Origin of the sequence: Hydrogenophaga sp., from assembly GCF_036675665.1 — a bacterium.
GTDB lineage: Bacteria > Pseudomonadota > Gammaproteobacteria > Burkholderiales > Burkholderiaceae_C > Hydrogenophaga.
This window is the reverse complement of record NZ_JAKFEO010000006.1, coordinates 444,023-463,360: the sequence shown is the minus strand read 5'-3', so window position 1 is coordinate 463,360 and position 19,338 is coordinate 444,023. Positions and strand designations below refer to the sequence as shown.

At 65.1% G+C, this 19,338-nt stretch carries 17 protein-coding genes; 9 read left to right on the top strand and 8 right to left on the bottom strand.

The genetic code is table 11. The features are described from left to right. Positions 1-20: 20 nt before the first annotated feature. Complete coding sequence (gene nhaA / locus V6M63_RS02610) at positions 21-1,376, bottom strand: Na+/H+ antiporter NhaA (RefSeq protein WP_332739139.1); 1,356 nt, start codon at positions 1,374-1,376, stop codon at positions 21-23. A 120-nt stretch (positions 1,377-1,496) separates the two neighbouring features. Here nhaA and tadA point away from each other — a divergent pair, with 120 nt between their 5' ends. Together tadA and V6M63_RS02600 are read left to right on the top strand one after the other, a co-directional pair. After that, complete coding sequence (gene tadA, locus V6M63_RS02605) at positions 1,497-2,894, top strand: tRNA adenosine(34) deaminase TadA (RefSeq protein WP_332739137.1); 1,398 nt, start codon at positions 1,497-1,499, stop codon at positions 2,892-2,894. 40 nt (positions 2,895-2,934) lie between these two features. Next, on the top strand, positions 2,935-3,867 hold the full coding sequence (locus V6M63_RS02600; RefSeq protein WP_332739135.1) for an LD-carboxypeptidase: 933 nt from the start codon (positions 2,935-2,937) through the stop codon (positions 3,865-3,867). A 31-nt stretch (positions 3,868-3,898) separates the two neighbouring features. Here V6M63_RS02600 and V6M63_RS02595 read toward each other — a convergent pair whose 3' ends face one another. Next, positions 3,899-4,234 (bottom strand): hypothetical protein, encoded by a 336-nt coding sequence (locus tag V6M63_RS02595; RefSeq protein ID WP_332739133.1) that lies wholly within the window; start codon positions 4,232-4,234, stop codon positions 3,899-3,901. Positions 4,235-4,375: 141 nt separating this feature from the next. Beyond that, positions 4,376-4,654 (bottom strand): hypothetical protein, encoded by a 279-nt coding sequence (locus V6M63_RS02590; RefSeq protein WP_332739216.1) that lies wholly within the window; start codon positions 4,652-4,654, stop codon positions 4,376-4,378. Between V6M63_RS02590 and V6M63_RS02585 the strand changes: the two genes are divergently transcribed. Together V6M63_RS02585 and V6M63_RS02580 are read left to right on the top strand one after the other, a co-directional pair. Further along, positions 4,560-5,504 carry an adenylate/guanylate cyclase domain-containing protein gene (locus V6M63_RS02585; protein ID WP_332739131.1) on the top strand — a complete coding sequence of 315 codons (945 nt, stop codon included), beginning with the start codon at positions 4,560-4,562 and terminating at the stop codon, positions 5,502-5,504. The two genes, V6M63_RS02590 and V6M63_RS02585, sit on opposite strands and share 95 nt — an antisense overlap. Before the next feature lie 77 nt (positions 5,505-5,581). Beyond that, positions 5,582-8,071: a penicillin acylase family protein gene (locus tag V6M63_RS02580; RefSeq protein WP_332739129.1), complete on the top strand. Its 2,490-nt coding sequence runs from the start codon at positions 5,582-5,584 to the stop codon at positions 8,069-8,071. A gap of 11 nt (positions 8,072-8,082) precedes the next feature. On the opposite strand, the gene V6M63_RS02575 is transcribed toward V6M63_RS02580, so the two are convergent. Genes V6M63_RS02575 through V6M63_RS02555 form a run of 5 tightly spaced genes read right to left on the bottom strand, consistent with a single transcriptional unit; the run spans position 8,083 to position 12,341 of the window. Continuing rightward, entirely contained in the window at positions 8,083-8,883 is an 801-nt protein-coding gene (locus tag V6M63_RS02575; protein ID WP_332739127.1) for an ABC transporter ATP-binding protein, read from the bottom strand. A 26-nt stretch (positions 8,884-8,909) separates the two neighbouring features. Continuing rightward, positions 8,910-10,049, bottom strand: a complete 1,140-nt coding sequence (locus V6M63_RS02570; protein ID WP_332739125.1) for a succinylglutamate desuccinylase/aspartoacylase family protein — start codon at positions 10,047-10,049, stop codon at positions 8,910-8,912. Between the two features lie 22 nt (positions 10,050-10,071). Next, positions 10,072-10,785: an ABC transporter permease gene (locus V6M63_RS02565; RefSeq protein WP_332739123.1), complete on the bottom strand. Its 714-nt coding sequence runs from the start codon at positions 10,783-10,785 to the stop codon at positions 10,072-10,074. A 9-nt stretch (positions 10,786-10,794) separates the two neighbouring features. Beyond that, positions 10,795-11,481 carry an ABC transporter permease gene (locus V6M63_RS02560; protein WP_332739214.1) on the bottom strand — a complete coding sequence of 229 codons (687 nt, stop codon included), beginning with the start codon at positions 11,479-11,481 and terminating at the stop codon, positions 10,795-10,797. Between the two features lie 11 nt (positions 11,482-11,492). Further along, positions 11,493-12,341, bottom strand: a complete 849-nt coding sequence (locus V6M63_RS02555; RefSeq protein WP_332739121.1) for an ABC transporter substrate-binding protein — start codon at positions 12,339-12,341, stop codon at positions 11,493-11,495. A gap of 424 nt (positions 12,342-12,765) precedes the next feature. On the opposite strand from V6M63_RS02555, the gene V6M63_RS02550 reads away from it, so the two are divergent. From V6M63_RS02550 to V6M63_RS02530, 5 genes are read left to right on the top strand one after another with little or no spacing between them, the layout of a single operon-like run. Next, a complete protein-coding gene (locus V6M63_RS02550) occupies positions 12,766-13,227 on the top strand; it encodes a chemotaxis protein CheW (RefSeq protein ID WP_332739119.1) in 462 nt (153 codons plus the stop codon). Next, positions 13,227-14,714, top strand: coding sequence for a CheR family methyltransferase (locus V6M63_RS02545; RefSeq protein WP_332739117.1), 1,488 nt, complete (start codon positions 13,227-13,229; stop codon positions 14,712-14,714). Before V6M63_RS02550 ends, V6M63_RS02545 begins: the two co-directional genes overlap by 1 nt. Next, a complete protein-coding gene (locus tag V6M63_RS02540; protein WP_332739115.1) occupies positions 14,711-15,271 on the top strand; it encodes a chemotaxis protein CheW in 561 nt (186 codons plus the stop codon). The genes V6M63_RS02545 and V6M63_RS02540 overlap by 4 nt, the downstream gene beginning before the upstream one ends. A gap of 32 nt (positions 15,272-15,303) precedes the next feature. Then, positions 15,304-17,031, top strand: coding sequence for a methyl-accepting chemotaxis protein (locus V6M63_RS02535; protein ID WP_332739113.1), 1,728 nt, complete (start codon positions 15,304-15,306; stop codon positions 17,029-17,031). 12 nt (positions 17,032-17,043) lie between these two features. Continuing rightward, positions 17,044-19,326 (top strand): hybrid sensor histidine kinase/response regulator, encoded by a 2,283-nt coding sequence (locus tag V6M63_RS02530; protein ID WP_332739112.1) that lies wholly within the window; start codon positions 17,044-17,046, stop codon positions 19,324-19,326. Positions 19,327-19,338 lie beyond the last annotated feature (12 nt).

The following is a 19,338-nucleotide window of genomic DNA, read 5'->3' as shown; positions in this document are numbered from 1 at the left end:
AAAACCAGTAGAGGCCGCGATCATGCCAGAGGGGGGCGTTGACGCGCCCGCCATGCCTGCAGAAACCCCCAGGTCAGGCCGAGCACGGCCGCCACCAACGACGCCAACAGCACGCCCAGCTTGGCGGCGTTGAGCAGGTTGGCGTCGTCGAAGGCGAGGGTGGCGATGAAGATCGACATGGTGAAGCCGATGCCCGCAAGCAGGCCGACCAGACAGACGCCCGACCAGGTCACTTCCGGTGGCAGTCGACACCAGCCCAGGCGCACGGCGAGCCAGCTGGCCACCACCACGCCGACCGGCTTTCCCATCACCAGGGCCAGCACCACGCCCAGTGTCACCGCCTGCGCACCATCCAGGCTCAGGTCCACGCCACCGATCGTCACGCCCGCGTTGGCGAGGGCAAACAGCGGCATCACGCCAAAGGCAACCCAGGGGTGCAGCGCCATCTGCACGCGGGTCACAGGCGGCAACACCTCGCGCTGCGCCTGCCGCAGCTCTTTCAGCGGCCCCGCGACTTCGTGCGGCGAGAGATCGTTGGCCGCGCTCAGGTCATGGACTGCGCGGGTGGCCATCTCCAGCGGCTGCTCGCGCAAACGCCCCGGCAGCACCGGCGTCATCAGGCCGAGCACCACACCAGCCAGCGTGGGGTGCACACCGGTCTGCAGCAGGCCCAGCCACAGCACCGCGCCTGGCAGCACATAGGCCCAGGCCGAACCGATGCCGATCAACTGCAGGCCGAGCACCATCAGAACGCCCAGGCCCGCCACCAGCAGGCCGCTGAAATCCAGCCCGCCCGAGTAGAAGGCCGCGATGATGAGCACCGCGACGATGTCGTCGATGATGGCCAAGGCCAGCAACAGCACGCGTACGTTGCCTGGAATGGACCGCCCGAGCAGCGCCAGAACGCCCACGGCGAACGCGATGTCGGTGGCAGTGGGCACGGCCCAGCCGCGCAGTTGCGTGGGTTCGGTGTTGAGCGCGGCGTAGATCAGTGCCGGCACCATCACGCCGCCCAGCGCGGCGGCCAGAGGCAGAGCCGCGAGTTGCAGGTTGGCCAGTGCGCCTTCGTGAATTTCGCGCCGGATCTCCATGCCGACGACCAGGAAGAACACCGCCATCAGCGCATCGTTGATCCAGAAGTGCAAGGACTGGGAAACCACATGACTGCCCAGGCCGATGCTCAGTGGCGCGTGCCAGAGCGCGTGGTAACTGCCGGCCGCGGGCGAGTTGGCCCAGATCAGGGCGATGGCGGCGGCCACCAGCAGCACGATGCCGCTGACGGCTTCGATGTGCAGGAAACGCTCGAGAGTGGAGAAGGCACGCTCGGCCAGAACTTGGGCGCGAGGCAGGGTCTGCCGGGAATCTTGTCGGTTCATAGTCGTGGCAATTCAGCGCGGCGGCCCGACCAGCGCTTGAACCTGTTCGCAGCACCATGCAGAGCGAACACCCACGCGCATCTTACAGGGCGGATATCGACGCTGACCTACACTCGCCGCATGCCCGACACGCCCGCTCCCGATGACGCTCACTTCATGCGCCTGGCGCTGGCCGAAGCCCGTGCAGCGGCCGAAACCGGCGAAGTGCCGGTGGGCGCGGTGGTGGTGAAGGACGGGCGCGTGATCGCCACCGGGCGCAATGCGCCCATCGACGGCCTCGACCCCACCGCCCACGCCGAAATCGTGGCGCTGCGCGCGGCGGCGCAGGCGCTTGGCAACTACCGGCTGGAGGGCTGCACCCTGTATGTGACGCTGGAGCCGTGTGCGATGTGCAGCGGCGCCATGCTGCATGCGCGCCTGGCGCGCGTGGTGTTTGGTGCGGCAGACCCCAAGACCGGCGCCGCCGGGTCGGTGCTCAACCTCTTCGACCACAGGCAGATCAACCACCAGACGGTGGTGCAGGGCGGTGTGCTGGCCGACGAGGGTGCGCACCTGCTACGCGGTTTTTTCAAGGAGCGGCGCGTGAACCCGCACCCCCTGCGCGACGACGCGTTGCGCGCACCCGATGACCGCTTTCAAGTTCTTCCCGGCTATCCCTGGGCACCGCACTACCTGAGCGATCTGCCCGCGCTGGATGGCTTGCGCATGCACTACCTGGACGAAGGCCCCGTCCTTGGGTCGGCTCAGGAGGATCGGCATTTGACCTGGCTCTGCCTGCACGGCAACCCGGCCTGGAGCTATCTCTACCGCAAGATGATCCCGGTGTTCCTGGCCAGCGGAGCGCGTGTGGTGGCACCCGACCTGGTCGGCTTTGGCCGCAGCGACAAGCCCAAGAAGGACAGCGCGCACACGTTCACCTGGCACCGCCAGGTGCTGCTCGAATTCATCGAGCGACTCGACCTGCGCAACGTGGTGCTCGTGGTGCAGGACTGGGGCGGCCTGCTGGGCCTCACGCTGCCGATGGAGGCGCCCCATCGGTACCGGGGTCTGCTGGTGATGAACACCACACTGGCCACAGGCGAAGTGCCGCTCTCACCCGGCTTCCTGGCCTGGCGCAACATGTGTGCGCAAAACCCGGAGTTCGACGTCGCGCGTCTCTTTGCACGCGGCAATCCGCAGATGGGTCCCGATGAATGCGCGGCCTACAACGCGCCGTTTCCCGATCGCGGCCACCGCGCCGCGCTGCGTGCCTTCCCGCCCATGGTGCCGGAACATGCGGACGACGATGGCGCAGCCGTCAGCAGGCGGGCAAGAACTTTCTGGTCCACGCAGTGGAAGGGCCTGAGCCTCATGGCCATCGGTGAGCAAGACCCCGTGCTGGGCGAGCCGGTGATGCGGGCCCTTCACGCTTCGATCCACGGGTGTCCTGATCCGCTGTTGCTCCCGGAGGCTGGTCATTTCGTGCAGGAGCACGGCGAAGCCATCGCACGTGACGCGGTGCGCCATTTCAGCGCTTGAGCACCTCGATAATGAGGGCCTTTTGCAGCGCCCCGAACCCATGAGCCACATCTACATCTACTCCCCCTCCAGCGCGGTGCGCGACAAGGCCGCGTTCCGCCGCGGCGTGGCCCGGCTCAAGGCGCTGGGGCATGAAGTGGAGATCGACGAGGCGGCCCTGTCCAGCCACATGCGCTTTGCCGGCGACGACGCCACGCGCCTGGCCGCGATCGGCCGTGCGGCCGCCAGTGGCGCCGATGTGGCGCTGATTTCCCGGGGAGGGTACGGGCTCACGCGCATCCTGGGCGAGCTGCCCTTCAAGAAGATCGCCAAGGCCGTTGAAGGCGGCACCCGGTTTGTGGGCCTGAGCGATTTCACCGCCCTGCAGATGGCCGTGCTGGCCAGGACCGGTGCGTGCACGTGGGCTGGTCCGGCACTGGGCGAGGACTTCGGCGCCGAAGCGCCGGACGACATCATGGAAGCGTGTTTTGACGATCTGATGATCGGGCAAGGCGAGGGCGCAGGCTGGCGGCTGCCCGCCACCGACGTGGCATCCATGAAGCCCGGCAAGGCCGGTGCGCAGCCCGCCCTGCGGGTTCGCTCGGCCACCTTGTGGGGCGGCAACCTCAACGTGATCTGCGCTCTGGTCGGCACGCCCTACCTGCCTGCCATCACCGGAGGCATCCTGTTCCTGGAAGACACCAACGAACACCCTTACCGCATCGAGCGACAGCTCACGCAGCTGCTCAACGCGGGCATCCTGGGCCGGCAGAAAGCGGTGCTGATGGGATCGTTCAACCGATTCAAGCTGGTGCCCGGCTACGACCGAGGCTTCAAGCTGCAGACCGTGGTGGACTGGTTGCGGAGCCAGACGAAGACGCCTGTGTTCACCGGCCTGCCGTTCGGCCATGTGCCGACCAAGGTGCTGCTGCCCGTGGGGCAGAAAGTTGACCTGATGGTGGAAGGGCGTGATGCCCTGATCTACTGGGGTTGACGCGGCCGCAGCGATGTTCGCCGGGCTGAGCTCAACGGGTGCGCAGGCGGGAGGAATTGATCAGACTTTTGGGCACGAGGCCCTGAAATACCGGCGACAGGCTTTGAACCCGGTGCACCGCCAGCGCCTCGCCATACAGCTGGCTCAAGACGGCGACCATTTCGGCCCGAGCAAACCACAGCGCGTGGGGATCGTGGAGGTACTTGAGGCGTCGTACCAACTGGGGATTGATCTGTGCGCCATCTTCGCCCAGCACATCCAGCATTGCCTTTCGCACCGGCTCAAGCGCCTCGCCCGGATCCCGATGGACTTCCGGCCCCAGAAGGGCAGAAATGCTGTTGCGAATACCGGGTTTGAACCAGCGCATGGGGGTGTCCTCAACGACTTTTATATGAATCCGTGTCTAGGATACGTTCACTCACACTGATCGTGCAATCCCGTACGTCATTTACCTTTGCAAAAACAACATTCAAATCAAAGGTTTACGGCGATATTTTTATCTCCTGCTTTAGGTTTGTAGTACCTTTTGTATCAATTCCGGATAAACATGCGATTCTGGATTAATACCTTGCTGGTCCAGCGTTTGCCATGAACGCAACAACCCCCGCAAAAGATCTCGCACGAGTGTGTTTGTTCGTGACAAGGCGTCGCCGGAGGCCTGTGCTTTAATCCAGCCGATATTCTTTTGCTCTATGGCTGAACTGACAATTGCGTTCGTGGATTTGACGGGGAGCGTTTCGGTGTTTGAAACACTGGGAAACGACCGCGCCACGATGGTGGTGACCAAGCTCACCCAGTGGATCGGTGCCACGGGCATGGAACACGGCGGTGTGGTCGTGAAAATGTTGGGCGACGGTGTCTTGCTGTCTTTCTCCAGCAACCGCCTGGCGGTGGAGGCCATGGTCCAGATCCAGCAGGAACACGCCAAGCGCGTGGTTCAGTGGCCCAACCGCCTCAAACTCATGATGCAGATCGGCATGGCGCGAGGCCAGGTCGTGGTGGTCGATGGCGACTGCTTCGGTGATGCCGTCAACCTCGCTTCGCGTCTGAGCGATCTGGCGGGTGCAGAACAGATTCTGGCGACGGACAACGTGGTGCGCGAACTGGGTGCCCGCACCCCGGTGCGCAGCCGCAGCCTGGGGCCCATCCGGATCAAGGGCCGCACGGAACCCTGTGAGGTGTTTCGCATTGAATGGCAGCCGGAAATGCTCTCCGAGTTCCTGACCTTGCCCGCCGACCTCCATGCCCTTCTGCCGCCCAAGGACGTGGGCATGGGCGGGATCGAACTGGCCTGGCTGGACACCAACCGCAGCTTCGGCGTGACCGAGTTGCCCTTGAAGATCGGGCGTGTGCCCGAAGCCGACTTCGTGGTCAGTGATCCACGCGTTTCGCGGATGCACACCAGCATCGACATCCGCTCCGGCAACTATGTGCTCGAAGACGTCAGCAGCTACGGCACCTGGGTGCGCTTTGCGGGGGCTGACAACGTGATCGCGCTGCGCCGACAGGAATGCATGCTGCACAGCGACGGCGAGATCGCGCTGGGTGCGCCGTTCACCGATTTCAGTGCGCCCACGGTCAGCTTCAAGCTGGTCAACGGCAACATGGTGCTTGGGCGCACTCCCCCTTCGAACTGACCGTCGGCCAACCGGCTGCGGCAACCACCGCGGCACAGACCGTGGACGGCCTTCCAAAAAAACACGCAGGAGACACCATGCGCTGGATCAAACGCTTCTTCAAACTCCTGGTCGTGCTGCTGGTCGCCGCGGCGGTCGTGGCCGCCTACTATGCGCAGAGCAGCCTGCCGAGGATGAATGGATCACTGCAGTTGAGCGGTCTGAGCGCGCCGGTGAAGGTGCACCGCGATGCCAGCGATGTGACACACATCCTGGCCAGCCGGCCGACCGATGCCTGGAAGGCCATGGGTTATGTGCATGCGCAGGAGCGCGGCTGGCAACTGGAATTCAACCGGCGCGTGATGCGCGGTGCGCTCTCCGAAGTGCTCGGCCCTGCCACCCTGGAGACCGACAAGCTCATGCGCACGCTGGGGATCCGCGAGGCCGCGAAGCGGCAGTGGGCGGGCTTGCCCGCCGATGCGCGCCTGGCTCTGGAGGCCTACAGCGAAGGGGTCAATGCGTTCTTCGCCAACAGTTCCCAGGCACTGTCGCCCGAGTTCGTCTTGCTGGGTGTGGATCCCGGCGCCGAAGCCCGAGCCGGACGCTATTGGGATCCGCTGGACAGCGTGGGCTGGTCGCTCATGATGGCGCTGGACCTTGGTGGCAACTGGGGCAACGAATTCGCGCGACTCACCGCCTTGCAAACCATCGACACGCCGGCGTTGTGGGAACTGTTTCCCCCGTATCCCGGTGAGCAGCCCGCGGCCACGGCCGACCTGGCCGCCCTGTACCGGAACCTCGGGCTGTATCGAAGCGCGCCGACCACCACCTCGTCGGCCAGGCCCGAACAGTCGCAAAGCATGGCCGCGCTCATTGGCCGCGACATGCAGCGCTGGGCGAACGAGCTGGGCAACATCGAAGGCAAGGGTTCCAACAACTGGGTGGTGTCGGGTGCGCGCAGCAAGACCGGCATGCCCTTGCTGGCCAACGATCCGCACCTGGGGTTGAGCGCGCCGGCCATCTGGTATTTCGCGCGCTTGCAGGCGCCCGATGCGGACGGCGTCAAGGGCATGGACGTGATCGGCGCCACCTTGCCCGGCACGCCGTTCGTGGTGCTGGGGCGCACCGAGCAGGTCGCCTGGGGGTTCACCAACACCGGGCCCGACGTGCAAGACCTCTACATCGAGCAGATCAACCCGGCCAACCCGGCGCAGTACCGGGTGCCGGGCAGCACCGCCGAGCCGGTCTGGGCCGACTTCGCCCTGCGCATGGAAACCATCCGCGTGAAGGGCCAGCCCGACGTGAGCCACATGGTGCGCAGCACACGCCACGGCCCGGTGCTCAGCGACGCACAGGCGCGCCACGGCGAGGTCATCGACACCAGCCGTTTTGTGCTCGCCTTGCGCTGGAGCGCACTCGATACCGACAACCGCAACGTGGTGGCCACGATCGAGTCGAACCGCGCGCAGTCGGTCGCCGATCTGACGAAGGCGTTTGCCGATTTCCATTCGCCGATGCAGAACGCGTTGATGGCGGATCGAACCGGCGTGATTGCCTACAAGGCCGTGGGCAAGATCCCCGTCAGGGCGCCGGACAACGACATCCGCGGCGTGGCCCCGGCGCCGGGCTGGGAGGCGCGGTATGACTGGGCCGGCTGGCTGCCCTTTGAGGACACGCCGCAGGACGCGGGTGAACGCGGCTGGATCGCCACCGCCAACCAGCGCATCCACGCCGCCGACTACCCCCACTTCCTCACGCAGGATTGGGCGCCGTCGTACCGGCAGGAACGCATCGAAGCGCTGTTGCAGGCCACGCCGCAGCACACGGTGGCGTCGTTTCAGGCCATGCACGGCGATCTTCAGTCGGCCGCCACGGTGCGCCTGCTGCCATTCCTGCAAAAGACCCCGTCGAACCACCCGCTGGCCGCTGCAGCGCAGGCACAACTCAAGGGATTCAACGGAGAGATGCGGGGCGAGCTGGCGGCACCCTTGATCTACACGGCGTGGGTGGATGCCTTCACGCGCCAGGTGTTGGGTGAGCGCCTGGGGCAGGCACGCTTTGAGTCCATGTACGGCAAGCGCCTGTTTCGCGCTGCGATCGAGGACATTCTGGAGCGCAACAACACCGCGTGGTGCGGCGCGGCAGGTTGCGAGGCGGCGAGCACACGGGCGCTGGATCGCGCGCTCGATCAGTTGCGGGTGAAGCAGGGCGACAACGTGGCCAACTGGCGCTGGGCCGACGCCCACCCGGCCATCTCCATCCACCGGCCGATGAGCAACGTCAAGCCGCTGGCGCCGTTCTTCGAGGTGCGATCGCCCACGGGCGGCGACCCATTCACGATCAATGTGGGGCAGTACCACCTGGACAAGGCCGATGCGCCGTTTGCCAACCGGCACGCAGCCAGCCTGCGCGCCATCTACGACCTGGCCGACATGGACAACTCCCGGTTCATCTACCAGACCGGGCAGAGCGGCAACGTGTTTTCAGGCCGCTACCGCGACATGAGCAAGACCTGGTCGGCAGTGGAGTACCGGGCGCTCACCATGAAACCCGGCGAGTGGACTTCCACGCTCGAGCTGACACCCTGAAGAAGGGTGCGTTACTTCAAGTTGCCTGAGAGGAACTGAGCGAGGCGCTCGCTCTTGGGTCGGGCCAGCACCTCGGCGGGCACACCCTGTTCTTCGATGCAGCCCTTGTGCAGGAAGATCAGGTGCGAGGACACCTCGCGTGCGAAGCCCATTTCGTGCGTGACCACCACCATGGTGCGGCCTTCTTCGGCCAACAGCTTCATCACGCGCAGCACCTCGCCCACCAGTTCGGGGTCGAGTGCGCTGGTGGGCTCGTCGAACAGCATCACGTCGGGCTCCACGGCCAGCGCGCGCGCGATCGCCACACGCTGCTGCTGACCGCCACTCATGTGCGAGGGATAACGGTCTTCCACGCCCCGCAGGCCCACGCGTTCCAGGTAGCGGCGCGCGGTCTCCACCGCTTTGTCCTTCGGGATGCCCAGCACATGCACCGGCGCTTCAATGATGTTCTGCAGCACCGTCATGTGGGCCCAGAGGTTGAAGTGCTGGAACACCATGGCCAGCTTGGTGCGCAGGCGCTGCAACTGGGCAGCATTGACCGCGCGCAACTCGCCGCGTTTGTCCGCCTTGAGCTGCAGCTCTTCGCCAGCCAGGATGATGCGACCGGTGTTGGGGTTCTCCAGCAGGTTGATGCAACGCAGCAGCGTGCTCTTGCCCGAACCCGAACTGCCGATCAGGCTGATCACATCGCCAGCGCGGGCCTGAAGCGACACGCCTTTGAGAACCTCATTGGAGCCAAAGCGCTTGTGGATGTCCTGGACCTCCAGCAAGGGCCGACCGGGCGTTCGGGTGGTGGTGGAGTCAGCAGTCATGTTCAGTGCCCGATGGAGATGGAAACTCAGGCGCCCAGCAGATCGCCTGAGCGGAACGGTGTGGCGCCGGCGATCTTGCCGACTTCACCGCCTGCAACGATATAGCGTTCGCGCACGCTGGCATACAGCACACCCGAGACCTCGGAGCGCACCTCATGCACCCGTGCAGGTCCAGCGGCCGTGGGGTCGATCACCTCGGCCACCACGTCGCCCACGTCCAGGTGGGAGCCTGGTTTTGCCAGAAACACCAACACACCGGGTACCGGTGAACGCAGCGTCTGCGAGCCCGCCAGCGGCGTCGGCTTGCAAGCCATGGGCGGCAGCGCGCGCGGCGCGGCGGCAGCCAGGGCGCCTGTGTGTTCCAGGAAAGCGAAGATCGCCTGCGCGTCCTGCCGGGCGATGTCGTGTGACACGTCCGCCTCGCCACGCAGCTCCACCGTGGTGCTGGCACATGCCTGGGGCAGAGGGGCCTTCACGCCTTGGGCGCGCAGCGCAGCGGCCAACTGCCACCACAGACCCGAGAGGCGCTCGTCGAACGGCCCGCCGCCAGACTCGCGTGCCAGCAGCACGGCCTGGCAGCCGAGCAAGCGCGCCAGCGGCTCGAACGGCGGCCAGCAGGCCTCCTCGCTGTAGAGGTGCATCACCGCGTCGTTGTCGCAGTGGAGGTCGAGCACCAGGTCCGCGTCGTGAGAGAGCAGCAGCAACCGTCGGCGCATGCTGTCGAGCTCGCTGGCGGGCTGCCACTGGGTGAGCCACTCACCCACCAGTTTGCGCACCGTGGCCACGTTGGCGTGCGCGTCGGGGCCCATGCGGGAACTGGCGTCGGTCAGCACGGCGGCGGCCATGTCCGGGTAGTGGCGGTTGAAATTCTGTGCCGTGTCGAACTCGAAACGGCCCATGGCGCGGTGGTCCAGTCGCTGGCTCAGGCCGATCGGGTTGGCCGCCGGGACCACGATGACCTCGCCCAGCAGGAACCCCGCCTTTTCGGCCTCTTCCAGCCGCTCGCGCAAGTGGTGCGCGACCAGCATGCCAGGCAGTTCTTCGGCGTGCAGGCTGGCCTGTATGTAGACCTTGGGACGAGCGCCGGGCGTGCCAAAGTGAAAACCTACCAAGGTCTTCTGACTGCCCAGGCTTGGGCTGAGCAGGGGGTATTCGGTGCGTTGCATGGTTCGACTGAGGCCGCGGCCCTCAATGTCCGCGGGGCGCCAGGTGGGCCAGGAAGCGACGCTCGGCAAGCTTGAAGGCGCCCACCAGGCTGAACGTGATGGTGAGGTAGATCGCGGCCGCAAAAATGTAGGCCTCGAAGGGCAGGTAGAAGTCGGAGTAGATGCGGCTGGCGGCGGCGGTCACATCCAGCATGGCGGGCACGGTGCTGGCCAGACTGGTGGCGTGCAGCATCATCACCACCTCGTTGCTGTAGGCCGGGAGGGTGCGGCGAATGGCGCTGGGCAGCACGATGCGACGCATCGCCGTGGCTGAGCTCATGCCCATGGCCTGCGCGGCCTCGATTTCACCGGCGGCGGTTTCCCGGATTGCCCCCGCCAGCATCTCGGCGGTGTAGCCGGCGGTGTTCAGGCTGAAGGCGAGCAACGCGCAGAAGAACGGCTCCTTGAAGTGCGTCCAGGGCCAGACGTCGTTCCAGCGCTCCTGGATCCAGTCCAGTTGCGCGAGACCGTAATAAATCATGTAGAGCTGAATCAGCAGCGGCGTGCCGCGGATGACGTAGGTGTAGGCACCGACGAGCCAGCGCAGCGGCGCCACCGAACTCGTCAATGCCAGCGCGAACAGCACGGCGAGCACCGTGCCCACGCCCAAGGACGAGAGCAGCAACCACACTGTGGTGATGAGGCCCTCGCCATACATGGCCAGCGTGCTGGGCTGAAAGATGACGTCCCATCTCATGGCTGGTGCTCAGGTGTTGGCGCGCTTCACGCCCAAGCTGAAGCGTCGGTCCAGCCAGCGCAGCGCCCACAGCGACACGGAGGTGTAGACCAGGAACAACGCAGCGGCAAACAGGAAAAAGGTGAAGGGCTCGCGGGTGGCCGCGCTGGCCTGTTTGGCCAGGTAGGTCATCTCCTGCAAACCGATCAGGCTGATGAGGGCGGTGGCTTTGATCAGCACCAACCAGTTGTTGGTGAAGCCGGGCAGGGCGTAGCGCACCATTTGTGGGGCGGTGATGCGCAAGAAGGTGCGCACAGGGCCCATGCCGAACGCCCACGCAGCTTCCATCTGCCCCTTCGGGATCGAGAGGATGGCACCACGGAAGGTCTCCGTCATGTAGGCGCCATAAATGAAACCGATGGTGAGCATGCCCGCCAGGAACGGGTTGATGTCGACCGAGGATTTGCTGCCCATCGATTCGAGCAGGTTGTTGAGTCCGATGGTGCCGCCATAGAAGATCAGCAGCATGAGCACCAACTCGGGAATGCCACGCACCAGCGTGGTGTAGACGGTGGCCAGCCCCACGAGAATGGGGCGGCCCGAGAGTTTGGCCACCGCGCCAAGCAGACCCAGCAGAATGGCCACCACCAGAGCGGCCAGTGAAACGCCCACCGTGAGGAGGGCGCCCTGCAGGATCGAGGCGAAGTAGCCGGACAGCACGCTACAGCTTAGTTGCCGTACACGTCGAAGTCGAAGTATTTCTTGCTGACCGTCTCGTAGACGCCGTTGGAGCGAATGGACTTGATGGCGGCGTTCAACTCATCCTTGAGAGCGGTCTCGCCTTTGCGCAGGGCCACGCCAACGCCGGTGCCGAAGTACTTCGCATCCGCGAGCACGGGGCCCACGAAGCCGTAGCCGGCGCCTTCAGGCTTGCTCAGGAAGCCGCCATTGACTTCAACCTGGTCAGCCACCGTGCCGTCCAGACGGCCGGACTTGATGTCCAGGTAGACCTGGTCCTGGGCTTCGTAGGGAACCACGCTCACGCCTGCGGCCTTGAGTTCACCCATGGCGTACTTCTCTTGCGTGCTGCCTTTGAGCACGCCGATTTTCTTGCCCTTGAGGGAGGCGACGTCGGTGAATGGTGTGCCAGTCTTGACGACGATGCGGCTGGGCGTGAAATAGTACTTGTCGGTGAAGTCCACGACCTGCTGGCGCTCTTCGGTGATCGACATCGAGCTGATGATGGCGTCGTACTTCTTGGCTTGCAGGCCGGGGATCATGCTGTCCCAGACTTGTTCGACGTAAACGCATTTGCGTTTGATTTCGTTGCACAGCGCTTCTGCGATGTCAACGTCAAAGCCGGTGGGCTTTCCATCCGCGGTCTTGAAGGTGAAGGGTTCGTAGGTCGGGTCGATCGCAACCTTGAGTTCAGGCAACTCGGCCGGTGCAGGCGCCGCAGCCGGGGCAGCAACCGGTGCAGGCGCAGGGGCAGCCTCGGGCGCTGGAGTTTCGGTCTTGCCGCAACCAACCAGGGCGGCGGCGCCAATCAGGCTCAGGGAGAGAAGGAGATTTTTCATGAAGAAGCTTTCGTTTGGATGCCGTTGTGAAGATGGCAGCGGCGGGCACTCGCATTGTAAATCTCGCCCTGCCCGCGTCACGACCGATGGGGACCGGTGTTTCCCCGCATAGCGCAGCAACTATTGTGCCTGCCAGGGGCTGCTGACCACGACTTGCCGGCATGCGGGCCGGCTCCTCGACGGCAGCGGCACCGCCGCAGGAATTCGGCGGCGTCGGCCCGCGTGAGGTTGGCCACTGACAGCCGCTGGCGCTCCTCCCACAAGAACGAGCGGCGCTCCTCCTTTGCCGATACACTGCCTTCAAAGTTGATTGTCGGAGCCACGTTTCTCCGGGGGGATTGAAATTCACGCGATGCCGGCTGCTCGTGTTTTCACGACGCGCCTGCCTTTGAATTAGATGTTGAACGGGCATTCCATGAAAGCGATGGACACTCCGCACCAGCTTGTCGTCTTCACCCTTGACGACCAGCGCTACGGCCTGCCGTTGGCCTCGGTGGAGCGCGCCACGCGCATCGTCGAGATCACCCCGTTACCCGATGCGCCCGCGATTGTCCTCGGACTCATCAATGTGCACGGCCGGCTGGTGGCGGTCGTGAACCTGCGCCACCGGTTCCGCCTGCCCGGGCGCGAGTTTGCTCTGAGCGATCAGATCGTGGTCGCCCACACGACACGACGGCCGGTCGCTTTGGTGGTCGACGCCGTGATCGGGGTGATGGCCTATGCCGAGCAGCAGTTGGTGGATGCCGCAGACATCCTCCCCGGCACCGACCACCTGGAGGGCGTGGTGAAACTCGACGATGGCCTGATCCTGATCCACGACCTGGAGACGTTTCTCTCGCTGGATGAGGCCCGCGCCCTCGACGTGGCCATGGCGCAGGACGGATGATGCCGGCCCCGGTCCAGGACGCGCAGTGGTCGCGACTCAGCGATTTCATCGCCAGGCGCATGGGGCTGCACTTCCCATGCGAGCGTTGGGACGATCTGCAGCGCGGCCTGGCCGATGCGGCGCAGGAATTCGGCCTGACGGACCCCGCGGCATGCATCGACTGGCTGTTGTCGGCGCCGCCGACCCAAGGGCAACTGCAGGTGCTGGCAAACCACTTCACGATCGGCGAAACCTACTTTTTCCGGGACCAACCCACACTGCAAGCCCTGGCCGAGCACATCCTGCCCCCATTGATCCGGGCCCGGCGCGGCCGCGAGCGGCGCTTGCGCATCTGGAGCGCGGCCTGCTGCAGCGGCGAGGAACCGTATTCGCTGGCGATCCTGTTGCATGAGTTGCTGTCGGATTTGCAGGACTGGCACGTCACCATCACCGCCACCGACATCAACGCGCGCTTTCTGCACAAGGCCGCTGCGGGCATCTACGGCGACTGGTCTTTCCGCGGGGCACCGGCCTGGCTCAGGTCGCGCTATTTCAAACGCACCGCAGACGGGCGCTACGCCGTTGTCCCGGAGATCAAGAGGATGGTGCGCTTCGCGCACCTGAATCTGGTGGAAGACGTCTACCCCTCGCTCGCAACCGACACCCACGCCATGGATGTGATCTTCTGCCGCAATGTGCTGATGTACTTCACGCCGTCGCAGATGGGCAAGGTGGTCGACCATCTTCACCACGCGCTGATCGACGGCGGCTGGCTGGCGGTGAGTCCAACCGAAGCGTCACAGACCTTGTTTCCGCAACCGCAATTCGCGACGGCGAACTTTCCCGGTGCGGTCCTGTTTCGGAAAAGCGCGGTCCCACTTCGGTCTGAACCGCCTGCGATGGCCTTCAACCCGGCGCCGGCGTTTTTTGTTCCTGCGGTCGATGAATCCTTGCCATCGGAACCGACCGATCCGGCGGGGGCCGGACCTCGCGCGATGGAAGCGGCGCAGGGTTCATTGGCCAGCGCGGAATCGCTTTACCGAGAAGGCCGCTATGGCGAGGTGGTTGACACCCTGCTCACCCTGCATTCACGGCGTGCGCACGAACCGGCGACCTGTTCCCTGCTGGCGCGCGCGCTGGCCAACCAGGGCAAGCTGGGGGATGCGCTGACCTGGTGCGAGCGCTGGATTGCCTCCGACAAACTGAACGCCGCTGCACATTACCTGCGCGCGGTTGCTCTCCTGGAACAAGGCGATGCCGGGCAGGCACGTACCTCGCTGCAGCGAGCACTTTATCTCGACCACAATTTTGTTCTCGCGCACTATGCCCTGGGCAATCTTGAGCGCGGCCGCGGAAAGATCCGCGAGGCCGACAAGCATTTCGCCAACGCCCTGCATCTGCTGCGCCAATGTCAGCCGAACGACCCGCTGCCCGAATCGGATGGCCTCACCGCCGGCCGGCTTGCTGAAACCATCAACTCGGTGATCTGCATGGAAGCTTCGCCATGACGAACGGGGCTGACACCCTTTCGCCTGCGGCTGCCACAGCCGAGGCCAGACAGATCCTCCGTGCCCGCGCGCAGGCACTGGCACGTCCCCCGGAAAACTCCCGAACCACAGAGGCGACGCTCGAACTGCTGGAATTCCATCTGGCCCGGGAACGCTACGCAGTGGAAACCCGCTACGTGCGCGAGGTCCATCCGTTGAAGCATCTGACGCCGCTGCCGTCCACACCGCCGTTCGTTCTCGGCATCGTCAACGTGCGCGGCCGCATTCTGCCGGTGTTCGATATCAGGAAATTTTTCGGCCTGTCCGAGAACGGATTGACCGATCTGCACCGCATCATTCTCGTCGGTGGCAACGACCTCGAACTCGGCCTGTTGGCGGACATCAGCGTGGGCGTGCTCACCATTGCAGCGGGGAGCGTGCAACCACCACCGCCCACCTTCACCGGGATCGGCACGCAATACCTGAAGGGCATCACCGCCGAGCGCCTGGTGGTGCTCGACATCGGCCGCATTCTGACGGACCCGGGCATCCTGGTGCATCAGGATGCGGACAATTGATTGAACGCAAAAAGGCAAGGGAGGCCAGCGCCATGAAATGGAATGTCGGAACCAAGATCGCTGCCGGGTTCGGTCTGGCGCTCGCCGTTTTTGTGCTGGTCGGGGCGACCTCTTATCGCAGCACGACCCAATTGATCGAGACATCGGATTTGCGCCAGAACACCTACGAAGTGCTGAGGCATCTCGAGGAAACGCTGTCATTGCTCAAAGATGTCGAGATCGGCTCGCGCAGCTTTGCGTTGATCGGCGAGGAAAGTTACCTGGAGCCGTATCTGGCTGCGGTGAACAAGGTTGCTCCGAGCCTCCAGGAGCTTCGAAAAATGACCACGGGCAACCCACGCCAGCAGCAGCGTCTCGACGCCCTGGAGCCGCTGGTCACGAAACGGCTCGACTTTGCCGGTGAGGCGATCGAGCTGCGCCGCGCCCAGGGCGCGCAGCCCGCCGTTGAACTCATCCTGACCGGCCGGGGCAAGGCGACGATGGGCCAGATCCGCGAAATGATCGACCAGATGAGAAACGAAGAGGAAGGTCAGCTCAGGCAGCGCGTGGCGGTCGCAGACAACGATGGCGAGAATGCGAAAAGAGTTGTTTTCCTCGGCACGCTCGTCGCGCTGTCACTGGCGGTTCTGGCCGGGTTCCTGATCACGCGCAACATCGCACGGCCGCTTCAGCAACTGACCGCCGTCGCCGATCGGATCACCGTCGGCGATCTCAGCGCGAAACTGCTGGTGGAGACCCGAAACGATGAAGTGGGCGTGCTGGCGCACGCGTTCGAGCGCATGACGCAGTCGCTGCGCACCATGGCCGACGCGGCCTCGCAGATTGCCGCCGGTGATCTGCGCACCACCGTCAAACCGCAATCCCCCGAAGACGTGCTCGGCAACGCCTTCGCGCGCATGTCCGAGGATCTGCGTGCGCAGATTCAGGGGTTGGTGGAAGGGGCGAGCGTGCTGGGAGCCTCGGCCAGCGAGATCGTCGCCTCGACCAGCCAGCTGGCCTCCAGCGCCAGCGAATCGGCGGCGGCGGTGAGCGAGACCACCACCACGGTGGAAGAAGTACGGCAGACCGCGCAAGTGGCGAGCCAGAAAGCCAGACTGGTCTCCGACAACGCGCAGAAGGCGGCGCAGATTTCCAGCAGCGGGCGCCTGGCCGCCGAAGGCGTCACCACCGGCATGAACCGCATCCGGCAGCAGATGGACGCGATTTCGGCAGCCATGGTGCGCCTGTCCGAGCAGGGCCAGGCCATCGGCCAGATCATCGCCACGGTCGAGGACCTCGCCACGCAGTCGAACCTGCTGGCGGTGAACGCCGCCATCGAGGCGGCCAAGGCGGGCGAGCACGGCAAGGGCTTTGGCGTGGTGGCGCAGGAGGTCAAGAGTCTGGCCGAGCAGTCGCGCCAGGCCACCAACCAGGTCCGCACCATCCTGGGCGACATCCAGAAGGCCACCGGTGCGGCGGTGATGGCGACCGAGGAGGGCGGCAAGGCAGTGGAAGCCGGCACCCGCCAGACCGAAGCCGCGGGCGGCTCGATCCAGGCGTTGGCGGGCAGTGTCAACGAGGCGGCGCAGGCGGCGACCCAGATTGCCGCCTCCAGCCAGCAGCAACTGGTGGGCGTGGATCAAGTCGCCGGCGCGATGGAGAGCATCAAGCAGGCCGCTGCCCAGAACGTGGCCAGCGCCAAGCAACTGGAAACCGCCGCGTACAACCTCAATGAACTCGGCCAGCGGCTCAAGTCCATGGTCGAACGCTACAAGGTCTAGCCCGGTCCAGCCATGACCGCCCAGGACGAGGAGTTCCTCCACCAGCTCCGCGCGACCTTCAAGGTCGAAGCCGCCGAACATTTGCAAGTGATCGGCGCCGGCTTGCTGGATCTGGAGAAAACGTCGGCGCCCGACGCGCAGGGCAAGACCGTCGAAACGGTGTTCCGCGCGGCACACAGCCTCAAGGGTGCCGCCCGCGCGGTCGACTTCACCGAGATCGAGTCGCTGTGCCAGTTGCTGGAAGACGTGTTCGCGTCCTGGAAACGGCGGGAAAGCGCTCCGTCGTCCGCCGTGCTGGACACGTTGCACCGCACGCTCGACGCGATTTCGGCAACGCTTGCCCCGCCCGCCGGTTCGGTCGGTCCGGGCGCATCGCCCGATCTGGCATCGCTGCGCCAGTCCCTGCGCCAGGCGGGAGCCTCGCCGCCCGGGAGCAGAGCGGCGCCGGAGGCTGTTGTCCCGATCGAAGCAGTGCCGCTCGGGGCGCCCGCCGCAGCGGCAGAAACCACGACCCGGGAAACGGTGCGCATCGCCGTGGCCAAGCTGGACACGCTGCTGCTGGAATCGGAGGAAATGCTCATTGCAAAGCTGAACGCCGGTCAGCGGGCGGCCGATCTGCGGGAACTGGCCGGGCGCTTGAGTGCCTGGCGCAAGGCCTGGGCGGCGGTCGAACCCGAGGCGCACCGTCTGCGCCAGGCGCGCGAGCAGGCGCTCGCCGACGAGGATCGGCGCTCCGCTGCGGGGTTGCCGCGGTTGCTGGATTTTTTTGACTGGAGCATGGACTACCTCAAGATGGTGGAGAGCAGGGCGGAGGCGCTGGGCCGAACCGCGGAGCAGGACCGCCATGCCGTTGGCAAGCTCGTGGACGATTTGCTGGAGGACTCCAAGCAACTGCTGCTCATGCCTTTCGCCGCGATTTCAGCCCCGCTCCCGAAACTGGTGCGCGATCTCTGCCGTGATCAGGGCAAGGAGGCCGATCTGACCATTCAGGGCGAAGACGTCGAAATCGACAAGCGCATCCTCGAGGAGATGAAGGATCCCCTTGTGCACCTCCTGCGCAACTGCGTCGACCATGGCGTCGAAGCGCCGGCCGAACGCGCAGGTCGCGGCAAACCGGCCCGGGCGACGATCACGCTCGCCGTGAGCCAGATCAGCGACAGCAAGGTGCAATTGCTGCTGTCCGACGATGGGGCAGGCATCGACACCCGCAAGGTCAAAGCCTCGGCCGTCACGCACGGGTTGATGTCGGCGGAAGAGGCCGCCCGGCTGGTCGAACCCGAGGCGCTGGCGCTGATATTCCGCTCCGAGGTGTCCACCAGTCCGATCATCACGCAGTTGTCCGGACGCGGACTGGGGCTGGCCATCACGCGCGAGAAGACCGAAAAACTCGGCGGGGAGGTCTCGGTCGAGAGCCGTCCAGGGCTCGGAACCACCTTCCGCATGGTTGTGCCCGCGACACGGGCGACGTTTCGCGGCATCCTGGTCGAAGCGGCCGGACAGCAGCTGGTGCTGCCGACCTTGCAGGTGGAGCGTGTCATTCGCGCAAGGCCCGAGGACATCAAAACCGTCGGAGGCCGCGAAACCATTTCATTCGACGGTCGTGCGGTCGCGCTGGTGCGGTTGGCCGATGCCCTGGAGCTGCCACCGGTGGAACGACAAGACCCGGCACCCGGCGGTGCACTGGTCCTCGTTCTGGGCAGTGGCGAGCAGCGCGTGGCGTTCACCGTGGATGCGGTTCTCGATGAACAGGAAGTGCTGGTCAAACCCCTGCGCAAGCCGCTTTCACGCGTGCGCAACATCGCCGCCGCCACGGTGCTCGGCTCCGGGCTGGTCGCACCGATACTGAATGTGGCGGACCTGCTCAAGTCCGCCCGCAAGGTGTCGAGCGCGGCGGTGCTGGCGGCCCCCGACAGTGCGGCCCTACCCACCAAGACCAGGAGAATTCTGATCGTCGAGGATTCGATCACCTCGCGGATGCTGCTCAAGAGCATCCTGGAATCGGCGGGTTACGCCGTGAAGACCGCGGTGGATGGCATGGAGGCCTTCAGCCTGCTGCGGGCGGAAGATTTCGACCTGGTTGTCTCCGACGTGGAAATGCCGCGCCTGAACGGCTTCGATCTGACCTCGAAGATCCGCGCCAACCGGAAACTCGCCGAGCTGCCGGTGGTCCTGGTGACGGCGCTGGACATGCGGGAGGACCGCGAGCGCGGCATCGATGTCGGCGCCAACGCCTACATCGTCAAAGGCAATTTTGATCAGAGCAATTTGCTGGATGCCGTGAAGCGGCTGATCTAGGGAGTGAACTTT